Here is a 16,343-nt window from a genome sequence, read left to right on the forward strand (position 1 = left end):
GTGAAATGGAAAGTGAGCCTAGGAGTCTTGTGGTAATGGCTTAACTTCCATTCCATGGCGAAAGTTAGTGAGTGGTCTGGAGACAATCTTGAGCGGAGACTGTATGCTTGAGTCTGTAGGAGTGACGTAGGCGGATTCCTCAAAGCTGTAGATGCGGGTGACGGGGATACGCAGGAGTTTGGAGTCGGTATCAACAGCCCAGAGGAAGCTGTCATTGATTAGAGCTGTTTCAGGTATTTTGAAGGCGGCTGAGACAGGGGTTGCTGGGATGGAGGCATTGACAAAGGTGCCTACTGGGAGAGGGTTTTTAGTATCATAGGGTTTGTCAATTTCGGCAATGACGAACACCACTTGGTTGCGTGGGTCGATCACTGGGTTGATTCGAGTGAGTTTGGCTTGCCAAGTTGCGGAAGGTTTGGTCGGACTAGTTAGAGTGATTGTGTAATCTTCCTTTATTTCTTTGTTGAGTTGGATCCTTTTGAGTTGTTCGGGAGTGAGGGGGAGGTGGACTTCTGCGTGGTCGGTGGCGACAAGCGTGCCGAGAGAACTCTGGATGGTCGCGTAATTGCCAAGTGAAGCGTCACGCGATGCGATGACTGCGTCGAACGGAGCGCTAATTGAGCAGCGATCGATATCTGCTTGAGCTTTGTTGATGGCAGCTTTGGAAGAGGCGATATTGGCCTTGGCGGCTGCGAGTTGTGGCTGACGTAACACAAAGGGAGAAGCGGTTTCTAGATTTCTACCAGAAGCGAGCCAGTCTTGTTTAGCTTGTTGGGCCAGAATGGTTTCTTCTTCTAAGGTTCTTTTATTGGTGGTGAGGGTGGCTAGCTCACGAGCGAGGATGGCTTCGTAGTCGGTGCTATCAATTTTCGCGAGGACGGTGCCTTGTGGGATTGCTTCGCCGACTCTAAACTTGGGAGATACGTAGGTGATCTGGCCGTTGACCTGAGGGCTAAGATTGGTTTCAAAAAAGCTTTTAACGGTACCGTAGGAATGGATGGGCGGACTGTGGTCTTGGCTGTTCACGGTAATGATGGAAACCGAGGGAATGACTGCTGGAGGTTGCTTGCTCTTACGGGGTTTTTTATTGTCTACAATAGTTTTCGCAGCGAAGACGCTGAGTGCTATCAGAAGAACTGGTAGAACAATTTTTAGAATGGTTTTCATATTTGGGCAGAAAAAAATTAGATCGCTTTACCAAGTGCTAGTGCGAGTGACACACGATTCTGATAGCGTAGTGCGCGGATGTTGATGAGAGATTCTTCTGTGGCGAAGGTTCTGCGTTGCACTTCGAGTAGGTCGAGAATGTTGATCAAGCCGGAGTCGTAGCTCCGGAGTCCTCGGTCTTCCGCTCTTTTCGCGGCTTCTAAAGCTTTCGAGGTAGCAGAGTATTGCTGGCTGAGATAGTTCTCCGAGCCGAGAGCATTTTCTACTTCTGAGAAGGCGTTTAAGACGATGGACTGGTAGTCAGCGAGAGCACCTTTCGCACGAGCATTTGCGGCTCCGAGTTCTGCTCGCCGCGCTCCTCCATCGATGAGAGGAGCGCTAAAATCAGCGAGGAGGGACCAAGCATTGAAGTTAGAATCTGCTAGTTTTTTGAGCATCAAAGATTGTTGGCCGAAGCTGGCGGTGAGTGTGAAGTCTGGGTAGAGATCACGGTGAGCCACGGTGACGCGTGAATCGGCAGCTCGAATGCGCTGGTATGCGGCATCGATATCAGGCCGATGCATCAGCAAGGAGGAAGGAATGTTAGACCTTACACTCTTGTTGAGGGAGGGCCACTGGGTGGCAGAGGCATTGCTTTTAGGGTATGAGCCGGTGAGGATTGCAATGCGTCGAGCTGCTTGATCTCGGGTGTCTTTGCTGGCGGCTAGCGCTGAGCGGGTATTTTCAATGTCGGTGCGAGCGAGATCGAGTGCGCCTAGGTCAGTAGTACCGGCTTCGAAGCGACGGTTGACGAGGTCGTAGGTTTGTTGGAAGGAGCTGAGCCGACGCTGTGCGAGATCGAGCTGGCTGGATGCTCGCAGGAGTTCGAAATAGGCTTGAGCTGTTTGCGCAGCAATGGATTGGCGTGCAGAGGCATAATCGGCGGCGGCGGCGGCTTGGTCGCTGGTGGAGGCGCTGATGCCAGCGCGGATTCTCCCCCAGACATCGAGCTCCCAACGTGCGTCTAACTGCGCAGTGTAGTATTCCGCTTCTGTCGCAGCAAGTCCTGACGTGTTTGAACGCGAATTGGCACCAGAGCCTGTTGCATAGACTGTTGGGCTGAGGCCTGCTTGAGCGCTGCGAGTGTTGAAGCCAGCTTCTTCCAGACGAGCAGCAGTGGAGCGAAGGTCTGGGTTGTTTTGGATTGCTTTGGTGATGTAGTTTTTGAGTTTTGCATCTGGAAAAATGGTTGTGAGATTTTCTGCTATTTGAGGAACTGAGGGCGGTGAGGCATCGTATCGCGAGGGGATGTCGAGAGATGCTTTGGCGTTTGGGCTAAGTGCTGATGGTGCTGCGACACAGCTCCACAATACGAATGAGCTAGTGAGACTGACAAGAGGTAGCGCGAGCTTGCTCATGAGGAGTTAGCGATTTGAGCTGACAGTAAATGAGGCGTTTTTAAAGCTGGCTGTCGCAGCCGTGATGGCAGTGACTTGCTGGTTGATAAAGGTGTCGAGGGCATCCATGTCGGGTTTTGGCCCAAATATCTTTTCGATGACATAGGGATAGTTGGCGACTACCGCTCCGAGACCTAGTATATTAAGAACGGCAACACCATAAACATGCTCATCTTGAGGGCCGAGGAAGTCGTAGAGAATTTCTTTGAGTGGGTCTATTTGTAGGGTTGTGATTTCATTACAAATAGTATCGATGGGAGTTCCCGGAGACTGTACAGTTTTGGCCATAATTCGGCTGAATGCTCCGGCGGGGCCAGGATCGAGAGTACGTGCGACAATGGCGCGTGCGTAAGCTTCGAGCCGTTGATCTGCTGGGGCGTCTTTGGATAGACCTCCATCGATAGGGTAGGTTTCTTGGGAAATTTCAAATGATCGTCGAAGGACCTGGGCGAAAAGTTTTTCTTTAGAGCCAAAGTAGTAGTTTACTGCAGCGATGTTTGCTTTGGCGACGCGGACAATTTCAGCGACTTTAGCATCCCGGTATCCGTTTTTAGAGAAAACCTTAATGGCGCTATTAACGAGCTTGTCCTTTACTGTCATGTGAAACTTTTCGCATGTGCTGGCAGAAGCGCAAATAAAATTTCAAATTGGAGTTTGAAATTTTGTACTGTGAGCAACGAGAAGTTATGATTGAGTCGATGTTTAACTGCCAAACCAGCTTTTGATGGTTTGGTAAATCGGTTGTCCAGTCATTCTGCGATAGAAGAGAATGAGGGCGACAAAGGTGAAGAGAATGTTGGTAGCCCAAGCTGCGATGAAGGGGGGGAGATGGCCTGATTCGCCGAGAGTGGGAAAAACTGTGGAACAGAAAATCATGCCGGCGCAGAGGAATATGGCGACAGCGACACCGCCACCGAGTCCGCGGCGATTAAAGACGATGCCAAGTGGGGCAGCAAGTAAGATGGTGATGAGGCACATAAAGGGGAGAGAGAAGCGGTAGTGCCAGTGGGTGAGGTAGGTTCGTTTGTCTGAGAGTGGGTGGTCTCGGTGATTGGAGAGCCAGCTAGTAAGTCCCGGAATTCCTAGAAGGGGCGGCTTTAGCCCGGGTTTGATGATTTGGAAAGGGGTCTCTGGCCAATCGAATACGAGTGAAGACTGGTGTGGAGTGACAGTGGTTTCATCAGCAGAGAAGTCAAAGATGACAGGTTTAGTGAGTGTCCACTTGCGGTCTTCGAGTGACCAAGTTGCGGTGTCAGCGATGATGCGTTGGCGGAGGGTTTGGTGTTCATCGAGAACGGAAATGCTTACGGATTGGAGGGGGGCGCCTTGGCTGTGATCAAAAGGAAATGAACCGACGTACCACTGGCGGGTATCGTCACCGTTTTGGAAAGCGACGTGTTTGGCTTCAGTTTTTGCTTTGCCGCTGGCTGCATCTAGGATGCTTTTCTCCTGGCTATCAGCATAGGGGGCCCAGTGGTAGTTGAAGATGAGGCATACAATGCTTGTCAGGAAGCCGAAGCTGATGAGGGGGGCAACGATTCTGGTAATGCTTCTGCCAGTTTGAATCATGGCGACGATCTCTTGGCTTTTAGACATTTTCCCAAGAGCCCAGAGCAGAGAAAGCATGAGGGAGTACGGCAGAATAAAGACGAGCAGGGCAGGGAGCTTTATGAGATAGTGCTTAGCTAGTAGTTCCCACATTTGGGGACTTTCTTGAAAGTCGGAGAGATTGTCCTGAATATCTTCAAGGAACATGACGATAAACAGGGCGCCAAAGCAGATAGCAAAAGAGTTGAGGAAGACGCGGATCGTGTATCTGTCAAGGGTGCTGCTACAGCGATAGATCACAGAGGCGATGAATGGGACGAAGCAAATAATTCCAATTAACCAAGGGCGTAAGCGGTAGGCGGGGACGACAGAATCCGGGTAGCCGATGATACGTTCTGCGACTTGAGCTGACTCGGCCGGGCATAAAACGGAAGCTGCTCCTGCTCCTGAAATAAGGAAGAGGAAAGGCCAGAGTAGGTTGCGCAGCGCCTTGGGCATGCGGTTGATGTTGTCTGCGGTATAGCAGATGTGCAATCTAAATTCGAAACTGGAGTGTATGAATGTGGGTTAAGTACCATACGGACTAAGAGATTAAAATTGCAGAATGTGGCTTCCCTGCTAATGCTTTGCTTGAATGTTTGGAAATCAAAGCAACGAACATACTAGAAGCGTAGCGGTGTCCCGATTTGCTGGAGCACCGGCTACAAAATGGTTATTGATATTAAATATTGCGATTTTCTTTATCGATGTCGCAGGTGTGGGTAGAGAGAGCTGGGGACGGCTTACTCCAATGTTGGCGTTTACTATGGAGGACACTTTTGGCCGGCTGCAGTTGTGGAGACTAGTCTCGTTTCAGTTTCTACATGGTGGTTTAGGCCATTTGATGTTTAACATGTTCGCCATTTATATGTTTGGAGGCATTGTCGAGCGAGTTTTGGGGACTCGGCGCTACCTTGCGTATTATTTATTGTGTGGGGTGGCTGGTGCGCTGTTCTACGCCTTGTTGGCGTGGGTTGGTTGGTTAGGAAGCGGTGTTCTTGTGGGGGCCTCGGCTGGAATTTTTGGCATCATTGTGGCATTGATCGTAATTGCTCCTGACATGCAGGTTATGCTCTTGATTCCACCTATTCCGATGAAGATGAAAACGCTTGGGATGGTAATGTTAGGGATCGGTGTGTATACGGTTTTGACGACTGGAAATAATGCTGGTGGAGAAGCTGGTCATTTAGGAGGAGCCTTTCTCGGTTTTGTACTTATGAAATTTCCAAGGTTATTAGATTGGACTGAATTCATTGGAAAATCGCAAATAGTAGTGAAGGCAAAGACTCCCAGGATGAATTATCAGGCGAAGGTTCGGCCTAGGACTGAGCTGAATTTAGATACAACTGAAATTGATCGTATTTTAGATAAAGTGAGTACCGAAGGTTTACATTCACTCACTGACGAAGAGCGTGAGACTTTACATAGAGTTTCTAACAGAGATTAAGAATAATGACGGATGAAGAAATGATGACGGAGGCAGACCCTGCCCGTCAGTTGGAGAGATTACGCGCGATCATGCATCGTTTGAGAGCGCCTGGAGGTTGCCCGTGGGATGCTGAGCAAACCCATGAAAGTATCGTTACTAACTTAATTGAAGAGGCCTATGAAACTGTGGATACCATCAAGCGCGGAGACATGGAGCATATGAAGGAGGAGTTGGGCGATTTGTTGTTACAAGTGGTTTTCCATAGTGAAATAGCTGAAGGCAATGGGCATTTCAATTTTGACGATGTAGCGGCTGGTATTTCTGAGAAGCTTGTTAGACGGCATCCGCATGTTTATGGGAGTAGTGAAATAACGGGAACAGATGGTGTTCTTAATCAATGGGAAGAAATTAAACGACAGGAAAAAGGCGCAGAGATGAAGCCTTATTTGTATGGAGTTGGTGATGGCTTGCCAGGTTTGCTTAAAGCATTAAAAATTCAGAAAAAGGCTGCGAAGGTCGGTTTTGATTGGTCTGATCTTCCTTCTGTAATTGCGAAGGTTAGGGAGGAGTTGGAAGAGGTAGAGGAGGAAATAGCGAAGCAACAGAGTGGTGAGACAGCTTCGCCTGAATTAGAGGCAGAGCTAGGCGATTTACTTTTTTCAGTGGTGAATCTGACGCGTAAGTTGAAGGTTGATCCAGAAGTCGCTATAGATTGTACCAATCACAAGTTTTTGAATCGCTTTGAGAAATTAGAGAGTAAACTTGGTGAACAAGGGTTGTCTCTAGAGACTGCGAGTTTGGAGCAAATGGAAGAGCAGTGGCAAGCTGCGAAGGAGAAGTGAGGAGCGTCTATCTTGGGTAAGAATGACTCTGAGGTTGCTTTTGACTAACATTTTTGGCTTTATGATTCGTTACACATGGATGACTCCTTCCAAGAAATTTTAGATCTAGTCTTAAAAGCCTCCAATGAGGGGATCTGGGATTGGAACATTGGTTCAAAAGAAATTTATTACTCAGAGCGGGTGTTAGATTTCTTCGGTTATTCGGAGGAGGAGGCTCCCAATTTATTGTATTCTCCAGAGTCGATTTTGCTGGCAGAAGACGTGGCGTATTTCCGCAATATGCTGGATCTTGTCTTAATGGATGATGCAGAGGAATTGTTCGCAGTGGACTGTCGACTGGTAAGAAAAGACAAGGTGACTCGATGGATCCGTGTTCGTGGAGTGGTAGTGAGAGAGGGCGGTGAGGCGTTACGCATTGCTGGTTCGATGATTGATATTACTAAACGAAAGCGCGCGGAGGCGTCCTTGGAGGAGGAGCGGGAGATGTTACGGTTGATTATCGATAACGTGCCCGTGCAGGTGTATTTTAAAGATTTAGATTCACGGTTCACAATGGTGAACAAGCGACAGGCTCATTGGTTAGGCTGTGAATCTGAGAATCAAATTTTAGGGAAGTCCGATGCAGACTTTTATGCTGAAGAGGGATGGCGACGCTCGCGGGAAGATGAACGCAAGCTCATGGAAACCGGGAAACCTATTTTGGGAGAAATCCAGCGTGAGAAGTGGGTGGATCGGCCAGATACTTATGTGCAGGTAGTGAAGCAAGCGTGGTATGATAGCCGAGGTAGGTTGTCGGGGACCTTTGGTTTTTCTACGGACGTGACGATGATTTTTGATGCGAAAGAGAAGCTCGAAGAGGTTGCTCTCGATCTGCAGGCCAGAAATAAGTTGTACCAAGAAGAGTTAGGCTTGGCCCGAGAAGTGCAACAAGCACTGCTGCCTGAAAGTGATGAAGGGTGGAAGGAGCGGCTCGCTTCTGTTGCAGATAAAGCGGCAATAGAAGTGAAGTACATTCCTGCGACAGAGCTTGCTGGGGATTATTACGATGTGTTGCCTATTTCGGATCAGGTATTTGGTTTATTTATTTGTGATGTGATGGGGCATGGCGTGCGCTCAGCGCTGGTGGTATCGATGATTCGAGGACTTATGGAAAAGGCGAGTGCATATGTGGAACAGCCGGCCCTGTATCTGCAAAAAATCAATGAAGGACTCTGCCGGATCTTGGGACCAACCGGTGTCGATATGTTTGCGACGGCTTGTTACGTAACAGTGAACTTTAATGAAGGAGTCGTGCGTGTGGCGAGTGCTGGGCATGATGATCCATTGATTTTTGCTAAAAAGGGACATGATTTGCCAGCTTCTGAATCATCTAGCGGGCCAGCCTTGGGTTTTTTCAACAAAGCGGAATACCATGAATGCACTTATGCGCTAGAGTATGTTTCTGAATTAGTTCTCTACACCGATGGTATCTACGAGTCAGCTAATAAAGCGGGTGAGGAATGGAGTAAAAAACGCTTAGAGGATGCTGCAAAAAATGCGGTTGAATCTTCAGAGGGGAGCACCTTAGAAATCCTCTGTGATGAAGCGATTCAGTGGGTAAGAGGAAAAGGATTTGATGACGATGTTTGCTTGCTTTCATGTAAATTTAAATAATTGGAAGCTAAGCTTTCTTGTTGCATCTGCTGGTAGAGATCGCTTTGATAGTAATGATGCAGGCCCCTCCAGAAGATAGATATGAACTCGCTTTGCGCGCTTCTAATGAAGGTATATGGCAGTGGGATGTGCAGAAAGGGTATGTAAGCTACTCTGATAGAGTTCTGAGTTTTTTGGGTTATGAAGAAGGTGCGGAGGCCCCTAACATTTTCATGCGTCCAGAATACTTTTTTCACGAAAATGATGTCGCTAAGTTTGAACGGGCTTTAGCTAAAATGTTAGAGCCAAATGGCGAGGAAATTTTCGCTATCGATTGTCGTTATATACGGCCGGATGAAGCCGTAACGTGGTTGCGAATCCGTGGGGCGTGTATTCGTGATGCAAGTGGGGAGACATTGCGGATGGCTGGTTCGATGATTGATATTTCGAAGCGTAAAAATGCTGAGCTTGCGTTGGAGGAAGAGAGGCACCTTTTAAACCAATTGATCGAAAATATTCCGAGTAGTATTTACTTTAAGGATACTGAGTCCCGATTCGTGATGGTGAATAAAGCCTTAGCTCATAAAATGGGCTATGAGAATGTGCACGATCTCTACGGCTTGAGCGATCATGATGTCTTTGATGATGCCCATGCTAACAAGTCACGTGCAGATGAACTACGAATCATGGCAACTGGCGAGCCTCTGGAGGAATCTCTAGAACGAGAGGTGTGGGGAAATCAGCCGGATACCTGGGTGTTGACGACGAAACTTCCGTGGCATGATCGCAACGGGAAGGTTAAGGGGATTTTTGGGGTTTCCAGTGATGTCACAGACATTGTGAGCGTTCAGATTCGTTTGGCAAATGTGACTGAGGAGTTAAAGCATAGAAACGAAGAGTATGCTCAAGAGCTTGAGCTCGCTCGGCAGATTCAGTATTCGGTAATTGATTCTACTCCTTTACCATTTCCACGGGATGAAGCGGTCACTCGCTACGGTGTCGAGTTTAGTTCGCGATACCTTCCTGACAGCGAAATGGCTGGTGACTTTTTCGAAAATTTAAAGATCAGCGACACCAAGGTCGGAGTGCTCATCTGTGATGTGATGGGGCATGGTGTTAGGGCTTCTCTGGTGGTTGCAATGCTGCGCGGCTTAGTGGAGAAGGAGAGAGAATCGTCCGAAAGTGCGGATTGGTTTTTATATGGTCTGAATGATTCATTGGCAAAAATCCTCAACCATGCCGGTATTCAGATGTTTGCTACGGCGTTTTATGCGGTAGTTGACCTTGAAAAGGAAACTTTCCAATATGCGAGCGCTGGGCATCCGATGCCTTTTATCAAAAGAAATGGCAAGGTGGAGGTGTTGTCTTCAGAGAAAATTGTTAGAGGTCCGGCGTTGGGTTTGATGCCAGAAGCTCCTTATGGAGCTGACACTTTACCTTTAAGTGAAATAGAGCAGCTAATTATGTACACAGACGGGATCTACGAGGTGGAAAACTCCAAGGGGGAACAGATCGGTGTGGAGGGCTTGTGCGCAATACTTAATAAGCACCCTAAACTTAACGCTGATGAGGCATTACATTTATTGATGCAGTCGGCGAAAGATTTTACGAGCGCGAACAGCTATGGCGACGATGTGTGTATGTTCGCCTTCGATGTCATAAAAAATGGCTAACACGGTGAAGTGTTAGCCATTAAAGGTGAGTATTTGAATGGGGTTCTTAGCGAACTTCTCCGCCTTGTCCGAAGTCGAACTGGAACTGTAGCCAGATGGAGTTTTCGTGACCGTATTCTTCTAACCAGTCGTGATTGTACTGTAGGCGGGCGTGGCCAGCTACGTATTCATTAATGGTAACCGCTCTAGTGAGCGCGAGTGAAGCCCGGTGGCGTTCAGGAAGTCCTTCGATGGCTTCGCCAACTCCTTGGAGATAGCCGTAACGAGCTCCGAGTTCCCAGTCCTCAATGAAGCCCCATCCAAGGCCAGTGTGGACACCCCATTCATCAGCGGATCCTTGCACATCGCCGTCTTCGCTTCTGTAATCGAAATCGCGATAGATGAGTTCGCCGGTAGCGCGGAGGTGTTTGCCTCCAGCTTCGAGACCATTTTCTCTCCAGAGGTAAGTGAGGTCTGCTCCGTAGATGTTGGTTCTTTCTTGAAAGCCGTTGTCACCGGTGAGGAAGCTGGCGCCGTAGGTGTAGCTCTGGAAGTCAGTGTGGTAGTAAATGCCTTTCCAGCGGAAGGTGAGGACATTGTCTGCGAGGAGAGCTTCTTCACCTTCGAGGTGTTCATCATGATCGTCACTATGATCATCATGGTCATCGTGATGGTCGTCGTGATCATCATGGTCGTCATGGTGTTCTTCATCATGGCCGTGGTCGTGGTGGGCATGGTCATGAGGCGGTACATTGCCGAAAGCTACCGAGATGAGAGAGTCGTGTTGGAAAGGAAGCTTGTAGGAGAGTTCGCCACTTTCGGAAATGAGCCCTTCATCACCGAGAAACCGTGTGGTGATGAGGTTGGCATCTACGAAGTGCCATGAGTGAAGGTGTTGGTCGTTCTGGGTTGTCACACGGTTGAGTAAGCGACCTGCGCGAACTTCGAAACCACCTGGGATATTTTGGAATTTGAGGAAGGCTTCTTCGAGTTCACCGTCAAGCTTGTCTTCATCGTCAAGGAAACCATTGTAAGCTACAAAACCTGCAAGGTATTCTCCGAGAGTGGCTGACGCGCTGAGTTCGATACCTTGGAGGGTGAACTCGTCATTTGGATCGTGAGCGTGTGTGGCTAGGAGAGCTTCATCAATGCTTGCTTGTCCAACAGTGGCGTTGACGTGGGCATTGAGGTTGAGTTCGAAGTCTGGAGCTGCCAGTGCGGCACTTGTAAGTAGTGGGAAGAACGCTAGTGTTTTCTTCATTATTTTAGGTTGTTAACGATAGTAGTTATGTTGTGTTGAAACATTCCGATGATGGAATTAGCGCTGTCCGCGTAGAGGTGGTCAGCAATTTTTGCTCCGGTAGCTTTGGAGATGGTTTGTAAGCTTTTTGTGTTTGCACCGTTTTCTGGGAAGATCGCTTTAACTTTGTTGTCTCGGATGATTGCGATGGCTTCTTGCACGTATTGTGGTGAGGCGGACTGCTCTTTATTGAGCCCTTGGATAGGAATCGACTTGAAGCCGAATTCTTTACAAAAATAGCCGAAAGCAGCATGCGCCGTGGCTAGATTTCGCTGGCTGCGAGGAATGGATGCAATTTGTTTTTTTCCCCATGACTTTAGGCCTGAGAGTTCTTTTCTGTAATTGTTAGAATGGGCTTTGTAACTTGCCGCGTTAGCTGGGTCTACTTTGGAGAATTCTTTTTCTACGATGCTTGCAGCGCGGCGCCAGTTTTCTACGCTTTGCCACCAATGTGGATCGAGCGCTCCTACCGAGTGCCTAGGGCAACAGACATACACGGAGGAATCTCCTGAAATTGTGATTGAGGGAATGTTGCGGCCGACTTCGACCACAGTTGCTTTACCTGCTAGAATAGATTTTAGCTTGTTGAGAGAAGGCTCGAGGTCTTTTCCTGAGGCGAGGTAGATTTTCGCTCCTTTGGCTTTGGCTAATCTGCTTGGAGAGGGTTGGAAAGTGTGTGGGTCGCCATTGACTCCCATGAGATCGATGACTTCGACGTGAGCTCCGCCGACTTGTCTAGCTAAGTCCGCGAGCAGCGGGTTGAGTGTAGCAACCTTCATTTTGGCTTGGCAAACCAAGGTGCTTGCTAGGAGTGCGAAGAGGGTGAAAAGTTTCATAGGTGTGTTTTATGCAACTCATTTGCGTTTGCAATCCATAAATGCTATAAAGTTGCGTTTGTTAATTTGGTAGTGTTGATAGGTCGTGCTTGTGGTTCTGAGATTCGCTTCCTAGGGTGTTTGGCAATGAGTGCGCAGCAAGGATGTTCGATTGATTGGAAAAACTGGCAGGCTGAGATTCCTGCGACCTTAATGTTCATAGTCAGAGATGGTCAGGTTTTATTAATTGAGAAGCTTACCGGCATTGGTCAAGGGAAGGTGAATGGCCCTGGAGGGAAGATAGATCCAGGCGAAAGCGCCGAACAGGCGGTGATTCGCGAATGTCAGGAAGAGCTACACATTACTCCGAGCAATCCTGTGAAAATGGGGGAATTACATTTTGCGATGTCTGACATTCCAGACATTCATTGTCATGTGTATATGGCAGAGGAATTCGAGGGTGAGCCGACACCGACGCGTGAGGCGAATCCCTTGTGGACAAAGCTAAGCGAGATTCCTTTTGAAAAGATGTGGGCGGATGACCGATTTTGGCTGCCGCAGATGCTCGACGGGCAGAAATTTAACGGACGCTTCGAGTTCGATTTAGAGGAAATTATTTGGCAGGATGTACAGTTTGGAGAAGATGCATGTGCGCTGTGGCTTGGCTGTCCACTTGAATTAGCCAAATAGTTGACCAACGTGGTTCTCTGTGTAGCGTGACGGGCATGAGTAAAGCACAGCATATCATGTTAGGGAAAGGTCTCGCGGACCTTCCGTTTGGCGCGACACGCTCTGAAGTGGAGGCAGTGCTCGGGCAGCCCGATGAGCGTGACGAAGTAGATCTCGGTGACGAGATTTCAGAAGCTTGGCATTATTGGGATCTAGGGATTTCGCTCAATTTTGATGAGAGTGAAAATTTTCAACTCACCACAATAGAGGTGGCGAGTCCTGAGGTGACTTTATTTGGTAAGAATGTGATCGGGATGAAGCGTGAAGAAGCTCAAGCATTTCTCGATACCCAGAAAATTGGCCCAGCAAAGCAGGAGACGAGTCGTGGGCTGGCTTATGAAGATGTGGAACTCACACTATGGTTTAATGGTGGCGAATGTGCTGAGATTCAGTTCAGCAAGATGTAACTTGTAGAGAGTTAGCAAAGCTGTTAGAGTGCTTGCTATGTTTAGCAAGTGTGTGGCTGCTTTTCTTATATTCTCAGTGTGCCTGTCTGCAGACGAGGCGCTGATTGAGGCCAAGCTGCGGTTTTTAGTGTGGCGCGATCAGGTGAATGGTGGTCTACTGATTGATAGTTCCCAAGTTCAAAGGCGGGAAGCTGTCGACGAGTTAGTGCATTTACTTCTAGGAGAGGAGAGGGTGGAGGTTCGTTTGAGTAGTCTGCGTTGTAGTTCAAGTATTGAGTATCGAGGTGACGGCACGGTCAGCTTGTTGCGTCAGGCTGGAGAGACAGTGCAGTTTAAACTCCCAGCCAATGGTGATTACTACGTGTTGCTTCGGCCTAAGGAAGGTAGCTATGTGATATTTTCGGTTGAGACAAGCCGGATGAGAGAGGGTGAGATCTTGATAGTAAACCACAGTCAGTATCGTTGTGCGTTGAAAGAAGCGGCTGGAGAGAGGCTTTTGATTTCTGCAGGAAAGTCGTCACTGCTCAAGCGGGAGGATGCAGCTGAGCATTCTTGCCATTTTACCCTGCATTGTTGGCGAGAAGGAAAATGGAGGCCTGTGTCCTCGAGATATTATTCACTTGATCCGAGGTCGAAGTCGCTGTGCGTTCTGTACTGTGATGAGGGGAGTAGGCGCTTACGTTTGCGGTTCTTTAGCGGCCTGTGAAATGGGCATAAAAAAAGCCCTTCGAGTGATCTCGAAGAGCTTTTGAAAATTTGCTTAGCTGCAGAATTAAGCCTTGAGAGAAGGCTTCTTCGCGCGGCGAACTGCGCCGAAACGCTTCTGGAACTTATCGATGCGACCTTCAGTATCAACGAAGGTAGATTTACCTGTGTAGAATGGGTGAGTGTCGGCAGTAACGCCCATTGAGATAACGAAGTAATCTACGCCATCTACATTTTCAGTTACGTCGGACTTCTTAGTGGAACGTGTGAAATAACGCTTTCCAGAAGTCATGTCTTGGAAGATTACTGGGTGGTAATCTGGATGAATATCAGCTTTCATGGTATTGATATGGTTGTGCCACGTTTCCGTCGCGGCGGGATGGGGAGAATGCAAAGATTGGCCCCCTTGTCAACTATTTAGCAAAACTTAGCGCGGAAGTTTATAGTTTAAGCTTTTGGGCAGTGAGTGAGGCCTTTTGGATGAGGACTTCTGAGAATTCCATGAAATGGCTAAATAGGCTTACCCAATGGACGGCGTAGCTTTTAAAATTGAGTCCTCCTGGCACGAGACAGAGCATGGTTGCGAGTAGTAGGACGTTGGCTAAATAAATGATGACGATTGAGAAAAAAGTACCGTTTTCTTTGAGGTCAGGTTGATCGCGCGGGATCATCCAGATAGTATACGCGAGGTGGAAGGTCCAAGTCGCTCCGATAGCTAGGTAGAGGGCGTAGTCGTGGTAGGGGATGTCCCAAAAGAGTTTGAGCAGAGATGAAATGGCGAGGACAACGAATGACCAAAAGGGAACAAAGTAAGGAGATAGGGCGATGAGCACGTTTGATTTGTTGGTCATCACGTAACCACCATCGAGGGTGACATTGAAGCCGGAAACCCGACCACCACAGATACAGATGAAGATGACGTGTGTCAGCTCATGGCCGAGCACGTAGAGGTAGAGAAAAAATTGGCTGAAGAGCCTAGAGTAAAACCAGCCAGTCATCAGAAAACTTCCGACGGCAAAGAAGAGAAATGGGCGAGATTGGGCAATGTTTGTCCAGAAATGGCTATCGCCAGTGTGCTCGGTGATAGTGAAGAGCGCGAGGGTGCTGATGGCACTGGGAACGAGCAACAGAAAGGCGAGGAGACTGCGGAGAATGAGCTGAGCGGTGGGCAGCTCGTAGACATCGAGCGTATTGGTGTCGGCGATGGCGGCTTTGACCGATGTCAGCCCTTGTCGTCGCCAAGCGCGTTGGTTGGCCCGTTGTTGTGCGCGTTGGTTGGCCCCTTGGATTGACTCCCAGATGCTAGGGCGCGGCTGATGGAGCGAAGCTCTAGTTGAGCGTCTGCCTGATCGAGTAGTCTTGCGCGAACGGTTTGCCATAAGGGAGAGTAGATACTTAAGATTCCTTAAATGGCGTGGAATTGCAATCGTGAAGTCGCGTGACTTGATTTGGTTAGAAATATAGATTCAGAGCTCGCGTGTTCATTTAGAAGTATCGCTACGCTGAGTTAGAAGTTTGCTGTGATTGTGGGTTTTCAGTTTGTCTCGTTGTCTAATTCGGTGGACTGAATCGTGCGAGATCGAGCATTGCTTGGCTATACTGCGACAACTCCATTTTGGCTTTCCAGACTGTGTTTGTTCGCGGCATAGTTTGAGGACTTTATTCATTGTGCTTTGAGAAATAGTATGCGGAGCTCCAGACCGAGGGGAGTCATGTAGTCCGTTGAGTCCTTGTTCAATGAATCTCTTTCTCCAGCGACCTACGGCGTGAGCTGAGATGTCTAATCGTTTTGCAATTGCTGCATTGTTGATTCCTTGGTTTGAGAGAAGAATAATCTGGGCCCGGAATGCGAGTGACGAGGGATTCTCTTCATGCTCTATCCACTTTTTAAGTTCGGCTTCATCTGCTGAACTAACTTGAATCAAGGTTTTGGGTCGACCTGCCATAGTGTTTCTATGAGCAGACCATGTGCCATTATGGTTAGAACTTAGCTGACACAATGAAAGGTTGCGGAACGCTATGGGAGAGGTTTAAAGACGAGAGTCGGCCGTCGATAGATTGTTGCTAAGTCAAAGAATCAACGAGATATGAAGGGTTATTTAAATCGAATGAAATCTACAGGAGCATGTCCTCCAAGGTTACCATTGCAGAAAATTATTTGGTCCTGGATAGGCGCTTTTTTGGGAATTTTGCTAATTTCGGCTGTGTGTGAAAGCATTGAGCCGATGGGGGTATCGAGCCTCTTTTTGATTGGTTCTTTTGGGGCTTCTGCTGTGCTGGTTTATGGAGCTCCTTTAGCAGAGTTTTCGCAGCCGAGAAATTTGATAGGTGGCCATGTAATTTCTGCTATAGTGGGGGTGAGCGTTTACATGTTGATCGGAGATGAAAGTATTTTCGCAGCTCCAGCGGCAGTGTCTTTTGCGATTATGATTATGCATTGGACGCGTACTTTACATCCACCTGGAGGTGCGACGGCACTGATCGCTGTGATTGGCGGAGAGAAGATTCATGCTCTGGGCTATAGCTATGTACTGGCTCCAGTGCTGATAGGTTCATTAGCGATGTTAGTGATCGCTTTATTCGTAAACAATATGTCGAGAAATCCCAAGAGACATTACCCGGTGTATTGGATGTAGCTCTAG

Annotated in this window: 17 protein-coding genes; 8 read left to right on the forward strand and 9 right to left on the reverse strand. The window is 48.2% G+C overall.

All coding sequences use genetic code 11. The features are described 5' to 3' along the window. Positions 1–18: 18 nt before the first annotated feature. The 4 genes from ACFPK9_RS12025 to ACFPK9_RS12040 form a co-directional block, all read right to left on the reverse strand. Positions 19–1,167, reverse strand: coding sequence for an efflux RND transporter periplasmic adaptor subunit (locus tag ACFPK9_RS12025; RefSeq protein WP_377095148.1), 1,149 nt, complete (start codon positions 1,165–1,167; stop codon positions 19–21). Between the two features lie 17 nt (positions 1,168–1,184). Beyond that, positions 1,185–2,564: an efflux transporter outer membrane subunit gene (locus tag ACFPK9_RS12030; RefSeq protein WP_377095149.1), complete on the reverse strand. Its 1,380-nt coding sequence runs from the start codon at positions 2,562–2,564 to the stop codon at positions 1,185–1,187. Between the two features lie 6 nt (positions 2,565–2,570). Continuing rightward, entirely contained in the window at positions 2,571–3,203 is a 633-nt protein-coding gene (locus tag ACFPK9_RS12035; protein ID WP_377095150.1) for a TetR/AcrR family transcriptional regulator, read from the reverse strand. A gap of 102 nt (positions 3,204–3,305) precedes the next feature. Continuing rightward, positions 3,306–4,649, reverse strand: a complete 1,344-nt coding sequence (locus ACFPK9_RS12040; protein ID WP_377095151.1) for an LptF/LptG family permease — start codon at positions 4,647–4,649, stop codon at positions 3,306–3,308. Between the two features lie 178 nt (positions 4,650–4,827). Here ACFPK9_RS12040 and ACFPK9_RS12045 point away from each other — a divergent pair, with 178 nt between their 5' ends. The 4 genes from ACFPK9_RS12045 to ACFPK9_RS12060 all read left to right on the forward strand — a co-directional run bounded on the left by ACFPK9_RS12045 (position 4,828) and on the right by ACFPK9_RS12060 (position 9,766). Continuing rightward, positions 4,828–5,637, forward strand: coding sequence for a rhomboid family intramembrane serine protease (locus ACFPK9_RS12045; protein WP_377095152.1), 810 nt, complete (start codon positions 4,828–4,830; stop codon positions 5,635–5,637). Between the two features lie 5 nt (positions 5,638–5,642). Continuing rightward, on the forward strand, positions 5,643–6,461 hold the full coding sequence (gene mazG / locus ACFPK9_RS12050; protein WP_377095153.1) for a nucleoside triphosphate pyrophosphohydrolase: 819 nt from the start codon (positions 5,643–5,645) through the stop codon (positions 6,459–6,461). A gap of 75 nt (positions 6,462–6,536) precedes the next feature. After that, positions 6,537–8,114, forward strand: coding sequence for a SpoIIE family protein phosphatase (locus ACFPK9_RS12055; protein WP_377095154.1), 1,578 nt, complete (start codon positions 6,537–6,539; stop codon positions 8,112–8,114). A gap of 53 nt (positions 8,115–8,167) precedes the next feature. Beyond that, positions 8,168–9,766, forward strand: a complete 1,599-nt coding sequence (locus ACFPK9_RS12060; protein ID WP_377095155.1) for a SpoIIE family protein phosphatase — start codon at positions 8,168–8,170, stop codon at positions 9,764–9,766. Positions 9,767–9,812: 46 nt separating this feature from the next. On the opposite strand, the gene ACFPK9_RS12065 is transcribed toward ACFPK9_RS12060, so the two are convergent. Continuing rightward, positions 9,813–11,006, reverse strand: a complete 1,194-nt coding sequence (locus ACFPK9_RS12065) for a hypothetical protein (protein ID WP_377095156.1) — start codon at positions 11,004–11,006, stop codon at positions 9,813–9,815. After that, positions 11,006–11,881, reverse strand: a complete 876-nt coding sequence (locus tag ACFPK9_RS12070; RefSeq protein WP_377095157.1) for a metal ABC transporter solute-binding protein, Zn/Mn family — start codon at positions 11,879–11,881, stop codon at positions 11,006–11,008. The genes ACFPK9_RS12065 and ACFPK9_RS12070 overlap by 1 nt, the downstream gene beginning before the upstream one ends. Positions 11,882–12,007: 126 nt before the next feature. On the opposite strand from ACFPK9_RS12070, the gene ACFPK9_RS12075 reads away from it, so the two are divergent. The 3 genes from ACFPK9_RS12075 to ACFPK9_RS12085 are packed head-to-tail and all read left to right on the forward strand — an operon-like array spanning position 12,008 to position 13,702. Continuing rightward, a complete protein-coding gene (locus ACFPK9_RS12075) occupies positions 12,008–12,550 on the forward strand; it encodes an 8-oxo-dGTP diphosphatase (RefSeq protein ID WP_377095158.1) in 543 nt (180 codons plus the stop codon). 35 nt (positions 12,551–12,585) lie between these two features. Beyond that, positions 12,586–12,996 (forward strand): hypothetical protein, encoded by a 411-nt coding sequence (locus ACFPK9_RS12080; RefSeq protein ID WP_377095159.1) that lies wholly within the window; start codon positions 12,586–12,588, stop codon positions 12,994–12,996. Positions 12,997–13,048: 52 nt separating this feature from the next. Continuing rightward, the gene (locus ACFPK9_RS12085) at positions 13,049–13,702 is read left to right on the forward strand and encodes a hypothetical protein (RefSeq protein ID WP_377095160.1); all 654 of its coding nucleotides are present in this window, start codon (positions 13,049–13,051) and stop codon (positions 13,700–13,702) included. Positions 13,703–13,768: 66 nt separating this feature from the next. On the opposite strand, the gene ACFPK9_RS12090 is transcribed toward ACFPK9_RS12085, so the two are convergent. The 3 genes from ACFPK9_RS12090 to ACFPK9_RS12100 all read right to left on the reverse strand — a co-directional run bounded on the left by ACFPK9_RS12090 (position 13,769) and on the right by ACFPK9_RS12100 (position 15,647). Beyond that, positions 13,769–14,041 carry a type B 50S ribosomal protein L31 gene (locus tag ACFPK9_RS12090; RefSeq protein ID WP_377095161.1) on the reverse strand — a complete coding sequence of 91 codons (273 nt, stop codon included), beginning with the start codon at positions 14,039–14,041 and terminating at the stop codon, positions 13,769–13,771. A 100-nt stretch (positions 14,042–14,141) separates the two neighbouring features. Then, positions 14,142–15,080 (reverse strand): hypothetical protein, encoded by a 939-nt coding sequence (locus tag ACFPK9_RS12095; RefSeq protein ID WP_377095162.1) that lies wholly within the window; start codon positions 15,078–15,080, stop codon positions 14,142–14,144. Between the two features lie 102 nt (positions 15,081–15,182). After that, positions 15,183–15,647 (reverse strand): helix-turn-helix domain-containing protein, encoded by a 465-nt coding sequence (locus ACFPK9_RS12100; protein ID WP_377095163.1) that lies wholly within the window; start codon positions 15,645–15,647, stop codon positions 15,183–15,185. 141 nt (positions 15,648–15,788) lie between these two features. Between ACFPK9_RS12100 and ACFPK9_RS12105 the strand changes: the two genes are divergently transcribed. Next, the gene (locus tag ACFPK9_RS12105; protein WP_377095164.1) at positions 15,789–16,337 is read left to right on the forward strand and encodes an HPP family protein; all 549 of its coding nucleotides are present in this window, start codon (positions 15,789–15,791) and stop codon (positions 16,335–16,337) included. Positions 16,338–16,343 lie beyond the last annotated feature (6 nt).

It is taken from the genome of Rubritalea spongiae (genome assembly GCF_042652385.1).
Classification (GTDB): domain Bacteria; phylum Verrucomicrobiota; class Verrucomicrobiia; order Verrucomicrobiales; family Akkermansiaceae; genus Rubritalea; species Rubritalea spongiae.

Bases quoted from the DNA above. Each gene is read 5' to 3' on its own strand.
- ACFPK9_RS12025 (WP_377095148.1), bottom strand. From the start codon at position 1,167: ATGAAAACCATTCTAAAAATTGTTCTACCAGTTCTTCTGATAGCACTC.
- ACFPK9_RS12030 (WP_377095149.1), bottom strand. From the start codon at position 2,564: ATGAGCAAGCTCGCGCTACCTCTTGTCAGTCTCACTAGCTCATTCGTA.
- ACFPK9_RS12035 (WP_377095150.1), bottom strand. From the start codon at position 3,203: ATGACAGTAAAGGACAAGCTCGTTAATAGCGCCATTAAGGTTTTCTCT.
- ACFPK9_RS12040 (WP_377095151.1), bottom strand. From the start codon at position 4,649: ATGCCCAAGGCGCTGCGCAACCTACTCTGGCCTTTCCTCTTCCTTATT.
- mazG (WP_377095153.1), top strand. From the start codon at position 5,643: ATGACGGATGAAGAAATGATGACGGAGGCAGACCCTGCCCGTCAGTTG.
- ACFPK9_RS12055 (WP_377095154.1), top strand. From the start codon at position 6,537: ATGGATGACTCCTTCCAAGAAATTTTAGATCTAGTCTTAAAAGCCTCC.
- ACFPK9_RS12060 (WP_377095155.1), top strand. From the start codon at position 8,168: ATGATGCAGGCCCCTCCAGAAGATAGATATGAACTCGCTTTGCGCGCT.
- ACFPK9_RS12065 (WP_377095156.1), bottom strand. From the start codon at position 11,006: ATGAAGAAAACACTAGCGTTCTTCCCACTACTTACAAGTGCCGCACTG.
- ACFPK9_RS12070 (WP_377095157.1), bottom strand. From the start codon at position 11,881: ATGAAACTTTTCACCCTCTTCGCACTCCTAGCAAGCACCTTGGTTTGC.
- ACFPK9_RS12075 (WP_377095158.1), top strand. From the start codon at position 12,008: ATGAGTGCGCAGCAAGGATGTTCGATTGATTGGAAAAACTGGCAGGCT.
- ACFPK9_RS12080 (WP_377095159.1), top strand. From the start codon at position 12,586: ATGAGTAAAGCACAGCATATCATGTTAGGGAAAGGTCTCGCGGACCTT.
- ACFPK9_RS12090 (WP_377095161.1), bottom strand. From the start codon at position 14,041: ATGAAAGCTGATATTCATCCAGATTACCACCCAGTAATCTTCCAAGAC.
- ACFPK9_RS12095 (WP_377095162.1), bottom strand. From the start codon at position 15,080: ATGGCAAACCGTTCGCGCAAGACTACTCGATCAGGCAGACGCTCAACT.
- ACFPK9_RS12100 (WP_377095163.1), bottom strand. From the start codon at position 15,647: ATGGCAGGTCGACCCAAAACCTTGATTCAAGTTAGTTCAGCAGATGAA.
- ACFPK9_RS12105 (WP_377095164.1), top strand. From the start codon at position 15,789: ATGAAGGGTTATTTAAATCGAATGAAATCTACAGGAGCATGTCCTCCA.